This is a genomic window from Bacillus sp. N5-665, assembly GCF_022637375.2.
GTDB lineage: Bacteria > Bacillota > Bacilli > Bacillales > Bacillaceae_G > Bacillus_A > Bacillus_A wiedmannii.
This window is the reverse complement of record NZ_CP093325.1, coordinates 330,192-343,190: the sequence shown is the minus strand read 5'-3', so window position 1 is coordinate 343,190 and position 12,999 is coordinate 330,192. Positions and strand designations below refer to the sequence as shown.

Annotated in this window: 12 protein-coding genes; 4 read left to right on the top strand and 8 right to left on the bottom strand. The window is 37.7% G+C overall.

Annotated elements, in window-relative coordinates; translation table 11 throughout:
* Nucleotides 1–85 precede the first annotated feature (85 nt).
* From MNO09_RS03910 to abc-f, 4 genes are all read left to right on the top strand, one after another.
* Entirely contained in the window at nucleotides 86–979 is an 894-nt protein-coding gene (locus MNO09_RS03910; RefSeq protein WP_088107475.1) for a LysR family transcriptional regulator, read from the top strand.
* Nucleotides 980–1,030: 51 nt separating this feature from the next.
* A complete protein-coding gene (locus MNO09_RS03905) occupies nucleotides 1,031–1,399 on the top strand; it encodes a MerR family transcriptional regulator (protein WP_046955576.1) in 369 nt (122 codons plus the stop codon).
* Between the two features lie 4 nt (nucleotides 1,400–1,403).
* Complete coding sequence (locus MNO09_RS03900) at nucleotides 1,404–1,949, top strand: flavodoxin family protein (protein WP_088107476.1); 546 nt, start codon at nucleotides 1,404–1,406, stop codon at nucleotides 1,947–1,949.
* A gap of 267 nt (nucleotides 1,950–2,216) precedes the next feature.
* Nucleotides 2,217–3,851, top strand: coding sequence for a ribosomal protection-like ABC-F family protein (gene abc-f, locus MNO09_RS03895; RefSeq protein ID WP_088107477.1), 1,635 nt, complete (start codon nucleotides 2,217–2,219; stop codon nucleotides 3,849–3,851).
* A 114-nt stretch (nucleotides 3,852–3,965) separates the two neighbouring features.
* Here abc-f and MNO09_RS03890 read toward each other — a convergent pair whose 3' ends face one another.
* The 8 genes from MNO09_RS03890 to prfB form a co-directional block, all read right to left on the bottom strand.
* Nucleotides 3,966–4,277 (bottom strand): heavy metal-binding domain-containing protein, encoded by a 312-nt coding sequence (locus tag MNO09_RS03890; RefSeq protein WP_000637523.1) that lies wholly within the window; start codon nucleotides 4,275–4,277, stop codon nucleotides 3,966–3,968.
* A 65-nt stretch (nucleotides 4,278–4,342) separates the two neighbouring features.
* Nucleotides 4,343–6,058 carry an ABC transporter ATP-binding protein gene (locus tag MNO09_RS03885; protein ID WP_000944610.1) on the bottom strand — a complete coding sequence of 572 codons (1,716 nt, stop codon included), beginning with the start codon at nucleotides 6,056–6,058 and terminating at the stop codon, nucleotides 4,343–4,345.
* Between the two features lie 230 nt (nucleotides 6,059–6,288).
* Complete coding sequence (locus tag MNO09_RS03880; protein ID WP_000388641.1) at nucleotides 6,289–7,473, bottom strand: PDZ domain-containing protein; 1,185 nt, start codon at nucleotides 7,471–7,473, stop codon at nucleotides 6,289–6,291.
* A gap of 109 nt (nucleotides 7,474–7,582) precedes the next feature.
* Nucleotides 7,583–9,019 carry a S41 family peptidase gene (locus MNO09_RS03875; protein ID WP_000830303.1) on the bottom strand — a complete coding sequence of 479 codons (1,437 nt, stop codon included), beginning with the start codon at nucleotides 9,017–9,019 and terminating at the stop codon, nucleotides 7,583–7,585.
* Nucleotides 9,020–9,137: 118 nt separating this feature from the next.
* Entirely contained in the window at nucleotides 9,138–10,031 is an 894-nt protein-coding gene (gene ftsX, locus MNO09_RS03870) for a permease-like cell division protein FtsX (RefSeq protein ID WP_000645023.1), read from the bottom strand.
* Entirely contained in the window at nucleotides 10,021–10,665 is a 645-nt protein-coding gene (gene ftsE / locus MNO09_RS03865) for a cell division ATP-binding protein FtsE (protein WP_002096203.1), read from the bottom strand. The genes ftsX and ftsE overlap by 11 nt, the downstream gene beginning before the upstream one ends.
* 356 nt (nucleotides 10,666–11,021) lie before the next feature.
* Nucleotides 11,022–11,345, bottom strand: a complete 324-nt coding sequence (cccB, locus tag MNO09_RS03860; protein ID WP_000727965.1) for a cytochrome c551 — start codon at nucleotides 11,343–11,345, stop codon at nucleotides 11,022–11,024.
* Nucleotides 11,346–11,783: 438 nt separating this feature from the next.
* A protein-coding gene (gene prfB / locus MNO09_RS03855; protein WP_096001656.1) for a peptide chain release factor 2 occupies nucleotides 11,784–12,882 on the bottom strand; the annotation gives its coding sequence in 2 pieces (ribosomal slippage) (nucleotides 11,784–12,809 and nucleotides 12,811–12,882; 1,098 coding nt in all).
* Nucleotides 12,883–12,999: the final 117 nt, after the last annotated feature.

Below are 12,999 nucleotides of genomic sequence, written 5' to 3'. Positions count from 1 at the left end.
CTATAATAAGTTTAATATCAATATTGAATCTCTATCATCAGAAATACTTATGATAAGATGATAGAAAAAGAAAGGAGCCCATTACATGAACGTAGACATTTTAAAAATATTTGTTACTGTCGTTGAACAGAAACACTTCTCCCGTGCAGCAGAATTATTAAACATTTCACAACCTGGCGTAAGTATGCATATACGCAACTTAGAAAACGAATTTGACACCACTCTTATTCAGCGCTCACCAAAGCACGTCCAAGTGACGGAGGCTGGAAACATACTATATATACATGCAAAGCAAATGCTCTCTCTTTACGAAGAAGCCAAACAAGAAATTAACGAACTACATAACGTTGTAACAGGAACTCTTCGCATCGGTGCTAGTTTCACAATTGGCGAATACTTACTTCCAAAAATACTGGCTAACTATGCGAATGAAAATCCACACGTCGAAGTTCATACCTTTATCTCAAATACAGAAGACGTTTTACAAAGTCTTCGCTCTAATCAAATCGATATCGGCTTAGTGGAAGGGCAAGTCGTATACGCCGACGTTGACGTTGAAACGTTTATGCAAGATGAAATGAAGCTCGTCGTCCCTCCAAATCATCCACTGCTCCGCACAAATGAAATAAATGAAAGCACACTCCAAGATCAAGTATGGGTATTAAGAGAAAGTGGTTCTGGAACACGCGCTTATAGTGACCGCTTTATTCATCAACACCATTTAAAATTGAAGCGCTTCTTTACATTCAGTAGTATCCAAAGCGTGAAAGAAGCAGTTAGTGCCGGGCTTGGCATCGCTATACTTTCTGATTGGACTGTACGGAAAGAGTTACTGGCAAAAGAGCTATTCCACGTCGAAGTTCCAAATGAACAACTCATCCGTCCATTCTCCATCGTGCGCGGCAAATACTTCATCCCGTCTAAAGCTATTCAGGTGTTTTTAAATCATGTAGACTCTTTTGCGAAAAAACAGCATTGACCTTCACATTAGTGTGAAGGTTTACAATACATGTAGAAGGAGTGAAACGCATTGCGAATCGGGGAGTTATCAAAAGAAACTGGCGTTAGTGAAAGATCACTAAGACATTATGAAGAAAAGGGATTACTCCCTTCTAAGCGCCTCGCAAATGGCTACCGTGACTTTGATGAAAGTGCCATCGAAAAAGTGGAGCTTATTCAAATGTACTTACAAATTGGCTTAAATTTAGAAGAGACGGCAAGGATGCTGCGCTGCCTCGAAATAGAGCCGCACCTGTACGAAAATCCTTGCAGCAGTATCCTTACGCTGTATGAAGATAAACTCAATGAAGTAACGAAGCAAATCTCATTACTTTCTAGCATTCAAACGAATTTGCAAAAACACGTTTCACTCCTAAAGCAAACAAAAGAAAAGGGATGATTACATGTTTGTTATACATGGCAGTTCAAGACAAAACGGAAATACAGAAGCTTTAACACATAGGATGATCGATGGAATTGAAACAGAACAAATTTACTTGCGAGATCACATCGTCCACCCAATCATAGATCAGCGCCATGATGCAGAAGGATTCCAACCTTTAAATGATGACTACAAGCAGTTAATCGAGCGTATGTTAGAGCACGACACAATTATCTTTGCTACACCGCTATACTGGTATGGAATGAGCGGTCATATGAAAAACTTCGTCGATCGCTGGTCACAAAGCTTGCGTGATACATCTCTTCATTTCAAAGAAAAAATGAAAGGGAAAAAAATGTACGTTGTCATCGTTGGCGGAGACAATCCAAAGCTGAAAGCATTACCGCTTATTGCTCAGTTCCAATACATCTTTGATTTTGTTGGTTCATCATTTGAAGGGTATGTTATTGGGGATGCGAATGGATTGGATGAAATCAAAAATGATGTTGAAGCACTAGCAAAGGCACGACTGTATAATAACGAATTCAAAAATCACAAGCAAAAATAACTTTGACAAACCCTTTTGTATGCGCATACAATAAAAGTAACATTATGAAAGGAAGGTACTTTGACCAATGAAGTTCTAATTCTCTTATTTATTTCATCCATCACAAATAGTGAACAAAAAATGATGAAAACTAGCAGAGGATTAGTCTGTCCATTTGTCGATACTTTCTTTCGAAACGATCATGTAAAAAAATCGTTTATTTATGTACGATTTTTTACATGCAAGGGCGACGTTTATCCTCTCTAGTGAAACTAGGGAGGTTTTTTTATGACTATTTTATTCGCACGCAATATTGAAAAAAGCTTTGGTGATCGTACACTATTTACGTTACCGTCACTGGAAATTCAAGCACAGGATCGTATAGGAATTGTCGGAGTCAACGGAGCTGGTAAATCTACGTTATTACAAATATTAAGTAAAGAAATAGAAGCTGACAATGGCATAGTAACTCACCATAGTTCTATCAGCATCATTCCTCAGCTTAGCGAAGAACTACCGGAAACCGCTTCTTCTCTCGCAAAAGGAAAATGGAGTATTTCAAACGTTACAGATGCAATGAGCGGTGGTGAACGAATGCGACTAAAGATTGCCCATGCTCTCGAGCAAGATGCAGGCATTTTATTCGCTGATGAACCAACAAGCCACTTAGATATGGTCGGTACAGAGCAATTAGAAAAAGCACTTTTATCTTATAAAGGAGCACTTGTTTTAATATCGCACGATCGTGAATTTTTAGATAATATATGTACAAAAATCATTGAAATTGAAGACGGCATGATTCAAGAGTATAAAGGGAATTATTCCAACTATCGAAAGCAAAAAGAACGTGAACGAATACAACAACAAGCAGAGTATGAGCAATATATACAAGAAAAAAATCGTTTAGAGCAATCAATTTCACAAAAAAAGCAACGTGCTTCTCGCATGACAAAAATCCCAACTCGGTTCAGTTCATCTGAATCTAAACTTTATAAGTTAAGCGGGGCTCATGGGCAAGAACAGGTTAGCAAGGCAGCGAAAGCATTAGAAACACGTCTCGAAAAACTAGAAAAGAAAGAAAAGCCAAAAGATCTTTCTCAGGCTCAGTTTGACGTGCAATACCATACACCCATTCATAGTAAAGTGGCAGTACAGTTCAATAAAGCAACAAAGAAAATAGGCGACCGCACACTATTTAAAAATATGAATGGAACTATTGCCCCTGGCGCAAAACTTGCTATTTTAGGTGCAAACGGAAGCGGCAAAACAACTTTGTTCAACATGCTTCTCGCAAACGAGCGTGGCATTCAGCTTTCGAAAAGTTGTAAAATTGGATACTTTGAACAAACACTATCAATTTTAAAAACAGATAAAACCATTTTAGAGAACGTTCTAGAAGAAACCAACTATACAGAAGCATTCGTTCGAACAATACTTGCACGGCTTTTATTCCGCCGTGAAGATGTTCATAAACCTGTACATGCCTTAAGTGGCGGCGAACGAATGAAGGTTGCACTCGCAAAAGTATTTTTAGGAAACTATAATATGCTTCTGCTCGACGAACCGACAAACTATTTAGACTTAGCGACGCAAGAAGAATTAGAAATTATGTTACAAGAATACCCTGGCACAATGCTTTTCATTAGCCATGACCGTGCCTTTATTCGCTCTGTTGCAGACCATATTCTACAAGTAGATGAGAGTGAACCAAAAATATTCCACGGTAATTACGAGCAATACACAAAAAGAACAACCGGGGATTCTGTAAACGTTACTGAACAAGAATTATTACGATTACAAACAAAATTAACAGAAGTCATTGGCCGAATTTCCATACCAAATCATCACGATGACATCACATCTCTCGAACAAGAATACGAAACATTATTAGTTCAAATCCGAAAATGTAAAGAAGCGCTCTAATGTCTTCCCTATATATTGACAAGGCCTTCCGCATTTCCCAAGAAATATTGGAACTTCGACACAGAATAGCATTAATAAAAGTGAAAAAACCGTGCATCAGCACGGCTTTTTACTTTAAATACGGACAGCAGTTCCGCTCACTGCAACCATTAGCATTCCTTCGCGAACTACTTCGTAATCCACGTCGATACCAACAATTGCATTCGCATTTTTTTGTCTTGCGAAAGTTTTCATCTCTTCCATTGCAATGTCGCGCGCTTCTTTTAATTTACTTTCATAAGCGCCCGCACGACCGCCGACAACGTCACGGACAGAGGCGAAAAGGTCACGAACGATATTCGCGCCCATAATCGCTTCTCCATTGACGATATCGATATACTCAATAATTTCTTTTCCTTGAATTGTAGACGTTGTTGTTACAATCATGCTTCATAGCCTCCCATATAAGATTTTCACTTACTTATAGTGCACTAATTCAGCAGAAATTATCTTTACGAACTGAACTGAGCTTCGTATAAACGGCTATATCCTCCGCCTTGCTCAATTAGTTCCTCATGCGAACCTTGTTCTGCAATACCATCTTTATTTACAACGACGATACGATCTGCATTTTTAATCGTTGCAAGTCTGTGAGCGATAACTAATGTTGTACGGCCGACAGATAGTTCAGCAAGTGATTTTTGAATCGCTAGTTCCGTCTCTGTATCTAATGCGGAAGTCGCTTCATCTAATATTAAAATTGGCGGGTTTTTCAAGAACATACGAGCAATCGCTAGACGTTGCTTCTGTCCACCAGAAAGTTTCACACCACGCTCACCAATAACAGTATCTAAACCGTCTGGTTGTGAGTAAATTAAGTCTTCTAACTGCGCACGTTTTACTGCCTGCCAAATTTCAGCTTCTGACGCCTTTAAGTTTCCGTAAGCGATATTTTCACGAATTGTTCCTGAGAATAAGAACACATCTTGCTGCACAATTCCAATTTGCTTACGAAGTGAAGATAACGTCATATCTTTCGTATCAATACCATCAATTTGAATCGATCCAGACGATTGTTCATAAAAACGTGGTAATAGACTACATAACGTCGTTTTTCCAGCTCCTGATGGTCCTACGAAAGCAACTGTTTCACCTGCATGTATTTTCAAACTAATATCATTTAAAATTGGTTCTTTATTTTCATATCCGAATGTAATGTTGCTATATTGAATATCACCATGTACATGTTTAACTTCCATCGCATCTTTAGAGTCTACAATATCTGGCTCTGTTTCAAGAAGCTCTACATATCTCTTAAAACCAGCGATCCCTTTCGGATAGCTTTCGATTACCGCATTAATTTTTTCAATTGGGCGGAAGAAAATATTCGTTAATAGAACGAATCCGATAAATCCACCGTACGTTAATTCACCTTGCAGAACAAACCATGTACCGCATATTAAGACGAAGAGCGTTACGAGACGCATGAGCATATAACTAATCGATGAATTTAACGCCATAATTTTATACGCCATTAATTTCGTTGTACGGAAACGAGCATTGTTTACAGCAAATTGCTCTTTCTCAAACTTTTCATTTCCGAATGCTTGTACAACACGGATACCGCCAACGTTGTTCTCAATACATGCATTGAAATCAGCAACGTCTGAGAATAAACGTCTAAACGTACCTGTCATTTTTTTATTGAAGTAAAGTGCCAACCACAATAGGAATGGAATAACGAAGAACGTTAATAACGCTAACTTCCAGTTGATCATCATCATAAATGAGAATGCCCCAACTAAAGTCATAACAGCGATAAATAAATCTTCTGGCCCATGGTGAGCAATTTCCCCAATTTCCATTAAGTCGTTTGTAAGACGTGAAATTAAATGACCTGTTTTATTATTGTCAAAAAATCTGAATGATAGCTTTTGAATGTGATCAAATAATTTCTGTCTCATATCCGTTTCAATGTTAACACCAAGCATATGTCCCCAATATGTAACGACGTATTGTAAGCCTGCATTTAATATATACACTGCAAGTAAACCGAAACAAGCCCATAAAATAAGCGTCCAGTTTTGTCCTGGCAATAACTTATCAATAAATTGATTTACGATAAGCGGGAAGCCAAGTTCTAGTAACCCTGCGACAACTGCGCAAGAAAAGTCGAGTATAAATAAACCTTTATACGGTTTATAGTAAGAAAAAAATTTACGTAGCATATCTTACCTCCATTTTCCAAAATTAAAAAGACTCCCTAAATGATAACCATTATCAAATAATTATTCAAGTTATCCGTCTATGAAACTTCAAAAGAAGGTTTGCGATAGTTGTCGTTTTTTGCCGGAAAGTCGATATATTTGAATAATCGCTGATACAAATCCTATTTACTACCAATCTCACCCCCCGCAACCAAAAAGGGTATCACCACAAGGTGATACCCTTTCTTCTATTACATCGCTTCCGAATCCCACTCATGCTCCTGCTGAACAAACACAATACCTAATTCGTGATGTCCTCCGGCGTATAATGCCGTTTGAGCAAGGCGAAGCTCTCCATTTGTATCTAATACTTCTAACTTGCAAAATGCTCCTGTCGTCTTCGTTTGAAGCGCATCATAAAATTCCTCAGCACTTCTTGGAATGACTCCATTTACTTTCGTAATCACTTCTCCAGGCAGTAAATTCAGCTCTGCCCCAATTGTATTCGGGATTGTATCTAATACAACAAGTCCATCATTACGTGCAGCGAAATACGCCGGTCTTGTCTCATCCGCAATTTTTTCTTGCATGGAAATTGTGAAACGCCCAAGCATTGCGACTCCCATTGCGATAATGGCAAGTACGTGCCACCAATAACTTGCCATTCCTAAAACAAGTACAATTCCTGCTAATCCGTAGACACGTCTTCCTGTAAATAATAAGGCTTCCGTTGGTTCATAACTTCTAATCTTTCTCATAAATCCAATTAAAAATGGAACGAGGAATAGAGAATAGGTATGTGAACCGATTGAAACGACAGGCCACCATGAAATAAACTGCGTTACTGCATCACCTGGTACAAGAATAAAAATAGGCACGATCCATAAACGCTTTGATTCGTGTAAACCAATCTTTAGCCCACGCTTCCCCTTCCTAATCTTCGGCGTAGAATATCCTACTGCATTTTTAGAAATCAACAAGCCCTCTACAACGAGCATGACGCCTAGTAAAATAGCAAGAGATACAATCGTACTCTCTTCCCCTTCTCCAAGCTGTAAGAAGGAAACTGGTAGCTTAGAAGATACTAGAACGCACACAATTGCGATACTAAATGTATAAGCTGCTGATAAATATCGATACATAGCAGTTAATCCAAATAATAACGTCCAAAGTAAGATGACCCATAAGCTCGCTTTAGAAACGACAAGGCCAAGTCCAATTGTAATAATAGATACGATTAATCCGTATCCAACTCCCGCAAATAGAGATGTTCGTAGTTCAAACCAAATATCATAAACTTTAAAGGAAAAATCCTTTCGTTCTCGTAACATACGTAAGTATCCAACGAAGATACTACTTATTAAAAATACATAGACAGCAGGGTGTAAGAAAAAACGTCCAACTGCCCGCATTATTTCAAAAATCCATGCCTCCACGAACCCATTCACCACCATTTATATCATTCTTTCTTTTTATATTATCATAACTGGACAAACGTTTGTTTAACACAAAAAAATACAGGCAGCAAACTGCCTGTATTTCTTTTTATTTCGCTATTAATTTTAATGCGGACTGTAATTGTAGATCATTTTCTCCAGAACGGATTTTTTCAATAATTTTAGTTTGAATCGCCTCAGCTGTCTTTTTATCCAGCTGCCCTGTCGCTTCCATCTCATTCGCATTTTGGAATGCTTTCAGCGCTGATTCTGTCTCTTTACTAAAGTATCCATCTTCACGCCCCGGTACATATCCTAAACTCTTAAGCATTTCTTGCGCGTGTTTTACTTGCACATCATTTGAATTGTATGAAAGTGTTTTTTCAATTTGAATTGGTGTCGCATGATAATAATCCGGTTGCTTCACTTCTACTGTTGGCGCGATTCCTTTTTTATGAATCCAGTTTCCATCCGGTGTTAACCATTTAAACATCGTTAATTTAATGTTGCTGCCATCTTTAAACGGAACGGCTTGCTGAACAGTACCTTTACCAAACGTTTTTTCACCAATTAAATCGTATCCTTCTCCCTCTTTTAGCGCACCCGCTAAAATCTCTGAAGCAGAAGCACTTCCGTTATCAATTAATACTGAAATTGGATATGGCTTTTTCTCTTTCAGTTCCGTAGAGAATTTCTTTTTCTCACCATTTCGTTGCTCTACTTGTAGCATCGGCTTTTTATCCGTCATAATTTCCCCTAGTATCTCTTCTACACTATTTAAGTAGCCACCAGGATTACCACGCACGTCAATAACTAAGCCTTTTATATTTTTCTTCTCTAACTCTTTTAACTGATCCTTAAATTCTTTCGCCGTATTTTCAGCAAAAGAAGTGATTTGCATATAACCGATATCTTTTCCACTCTCTTGTTTCACAGAACTAAACACTGTGAAGATTGGAATTTTTTCACGCTTAATTTTAAATACAATCGGATCAGCTACTCCTGCACGCTTAATTTCAATCGCGACAGTCGTTCCTTTTTTACCACGAATCTTTAATACTGCTTCTTCACGTGATAAATCTTTCACACTATTTCCATCTACAGATAAAATTTGGTCATTCGGTTTAATTCCAATCTTTTCTGCCGGTGAGCCTTTAATTGGAGATACGATAATAAGCTTACCGTCCGTTTTGTTCACCTCAGCCCCGATCCCCTCTAACTCAGGATCAAGTGATTCACTAAACTGTTTAGCCGTTTCTTTATCCATATACGTGGAATAAGGGTCCTTCAGCGTAGACAACATGCCTTGTATTGCACCTTCGACTAACTTGTCATCCTTCACGTCTTCCACATAACGTGAATCAATTAGTGCATACGCCTCATTAATTTTTGCCAAATTCCCTTGCGCGGTGCTAACGTTTCCACTCGAAATTGTTTGCGTTACTTCTGCTGGGTTAACCCCAAATAAAGACATACCTGCAAACATTCCGCCAGCACCAATTAAAAATGCAACAACCATTCCAATAATTGCAACTCTACGTTTCAATGCGGAATTCCCCTTTCCAAAACACACAGGTGGTGTAGCAAAAGGCATCACACAGTGTGTGATGCCTTTACCTATTTCTACTATATGATAAGCTTGTACGAATTATGTTTGCAACTTTTTATACTTTTAAGAAGCGACGAATTGACATTACACTTCCCCACATACCGATTAAAGCCCCGATTAACACTAGTAAACCAGCTAATTGGAATACGAAAGGACTGTATGGTAGAAGTTCGAAAATTGTTCCGCCAAGTTTTTCGTTAAACACACTTTGTAGTGAATTATACGTAACTAGAATTAGGCCAATTGGAATAATTGATCCTAATACTCCTAGGAATAATCCCTCTAATAAGAACGGCCAACGAATAAACCAGTTTGTTGCACCTACTAGTTTCATAATTTCGATTTCTGTACTACGAGCATAAATTGTAATTTTAATTGTATTAGAGATTAAGAACATCGCTGTGAATAAAAGACCTGCAATTAACGCAATCCCGATATTACGTCCTGTTTTTACAGTATCAAATAATTTTTCAACTTGGCCTTTACCATATTGAACATTACTTACAAACTGCATTTTCTCAATCTTTTTCGCGATTGTCGCTGTATCTGTTGGTTCTTTTGCTTTTACAATGAATACGTTTTTAAGTGGGTTATCTTGTTCAAATAACTCAAACGTTTTTCCGCTATCACCTAAGCTTTTAATTAAGCGTTTTAGCTCTTCTTCTTTAGATGAATATTTAATAGAGTCTACTTTTGCAACCTTACTCATATCATCTTCTAATTTCTTTTGATCAGCTTCTTTTGCTGCTGGATCAATGTGTACACGAATCTCTACATCTTGCTCTACTTTCGTCGCAAAATGGTTCATATTCATAATCGCTGTTAAAAAGACACCTACAAGTAATAATGTAACTGTTACTGCACTAACAGAAGCAAACGTCATCCATCCGTTACGTGATAGATTCTTTACACCTTCTCGCAAATGTCGACTAAGGGTCTTAGCCTTCATATCCGTATCCTCCCTCAATCTCATCTCGAACAATTTTTCCGCCTTCAATCGCGATTACACGATGACGAATTGTATTTACGATATCTGAGTTATGTGTCGCCATAACAATCGTTGTACCACGCTCGTTAATACGCGTAAAAATCTTCATAATATCAAGAGCTGTTTCAATATCTAAGTTACCTGTTGGCTCATCGGCAATTACAACCTTTGGTCTATTAACAATTGCTCTCGCAATCGCAACACGTTGCTGCTCTCCGCCCGAAAGTTCACTTGGTAGTGCGTCTGCACGATCCTCAAGACCTACAAGACCTAAAACTTCTGTTACACGCTCACGAATGGCTTCTTTTTCTTCTTCAATTACTTCTAAGGCAAACGCAACATTCTCATATACCGTTAACTTAGGTAGTAATTTAAAATCTTGGAAAATTACGCCTAATTGACGACGGAAATATGGAACATCTCTTTCTGCTAATGTTTCAATAACAAGTCCATTTACATTAATTGATCCTGTAGATGGCTTCTCTTCACGATACATCATTTTAATAAATGTAGATTTCCCGGCTCCACTCGGTCCAACTACGTATACAAACTCACCTTGTTTAATGTTAACTGTGAGACCAGCAATGGCTTTCATACCATTCGGGTACTCCTTATAAACATTCGTCATTTTTATCATTATTTATCACCCAATACTTAATGATTTTTTTCGAAATACTTTTCTGTACATCTGAAAATAAAAACTTTATTCTCACTTAACCACTCTTGTTGAAGGTAGCTTCCATTCATGCTTTTTATTAGCAGCGCTACTCTATGTAATATATTTCAGCAAAATTCTACAAACCCCATTGTAACATCAAACGGTTTCCAGTTCGGATACATTTTTGTTACAGTTATGTTACACTCCAGAAAAAGGAAACGAGTCGTCATAGTTCTTACCCAAAATCATTTTGGGATAAGATTATATAACCAACTCGTCCATTTTATCCTTTTTTATTTATGTTCAGCTAACCACTCAGCTACTTTTTTCGCATCTTCACCTTGAATGATTCCTGGTGACATAGAACCGCGACCTTTTTCAATAATCTTTTCAATCTCTGCTGCATCATATTTCTGCCCCACTTTTCGTAAATCCGGTCCAGTTGCTCCCGATAAATCTTTCGCGTGACAGCCTATACAACTTTTTTGGTAAATTTGCTCTGCGCTATCTGTGCTTGCAGATTGTTTCGAAGGCTTACTCTCTTCTTTATTTCCACATGCTCCTAAAGCAAAAACGACTGATGTTCCTAACGCAATAGCCAACAATTTCTTTTTCACTTCTATCGCTCCCCATTGTTGATATTCTTTTCATTCCTAACACACTCATTTTCATTATAAGCATTATCTTTATATAGAAAAACTAAGGTATATTTCATATTTTTCAAAAACACAGTAAGAACCCTGATAATATAAAGCTTTCATAAGTTGTTTCAATTCTGTGAACAACGTAAAAACTTCTATAAAGAATTCTTGTTGAACAGAAAATCAGAAAAGTTCTGTTAAAGTCTTACTCTATTGCCGCTCTGTTTTACTATTCTCTACTTTTTACAATACAATATACAACATTGTATGCTACATATAATCCCATCAAAAAGAGAAGTTGTCGTTTCCAACTTCTCTTCCTCTCTACTTCATCTATAGAAATAAAATCAAATTCTTTATCTCCTCGACTATCCTCAGCATACGCCAACAACTTTGTTGGCTTTTTTTCGCTTATTAGATGCGAGAACGTAAGTAAGCATCAATAAATGGATCAATTTCTCCATCCATAACCGCTTGTACGTTACCAACCTCTGTATTTGTACGGTGGTCTTTCACAAGAGAATACGGGTGGAATACGTAAGAACGAATTTGGCTACCCCATCCGATTTCTTTTTGTTCACCGCGAATTTCATCTAACTCCGCTTGTTGCTCTTCTAGTTTCTTTTGATACAATTTCGCTTTTAACATTTTCATCGCGTGCTCACGGTTTTTAATTTGTGAACGCTCTGACTGACATGTTACAACTGTGTTTGTTGGTGTATGTGTAATACGAACTGCTGAGTCTGTCGTATTAATATGCTGTCCACCTGCACCACTTGCACGGTACGTATCAACTTTTAAGTCTTCTGAACGTATTTCGATTTCAACTTCATCATTGAACTCAGGTACAACTTCACAAGATACGAACGATGTATGACGACGGCCTGAAGAATCGAATGGCGAAATACGTACAAGACGATGTACACCTTTCTCTGCCTTTAAATAACCGTAAGCGTTATGACCTTTAATTAATAAAGTAACACTCTTAATACCAGCTTCATCACCTGGTAAGTAGTCAACCGTTTCTACTTTAAACCCACGTTTTTCAGCCCAACGTGTGTACATACGTAATAACATAGAACCCCAGTCTTGTGACTCTGTTCCACCAGCACCTGGGTGTAATTCTAAAATAGCGTTATTTTTATCATAAGGATCGCTTAGTAGTAACTGAAGCTCATACTCATTCATTTCTTGAATTAAGCCTTTCACTTCAGATTCAAGTTCCTCATGTAAATCTTCATCATACTCTTCTTTTAAAAGCTCATGCGTGATTTCTAAATTTTCGAATGTCTCATCTAACTGACGGAACTTTCCAACCATCTCTTTCAGTGCATTAGCTTCGTTAATTACAGCTTGTGCGCCTTGTTGGTCATCCCAAAATCCTGCACCCATCATTGTCTCTTCTAACTCTGCAATTTGTTTCTCCTTAGTAGGAAGGTCAAAGAGACCCCCTAAAAGCCGCTAATCTCTTAGCCATTTTCTCTAATTCTTGTCTAATTTCTACTAATTCCATTTCCTTCACCTCTATGTAATTGCTGTTACTTTCTTATGAAAACAAGGGAAACTCTCTCCACTTATGACGGAGAGAGTTTAATCTTTCTTAATTATACATTTTTGATGTAAAATTTTG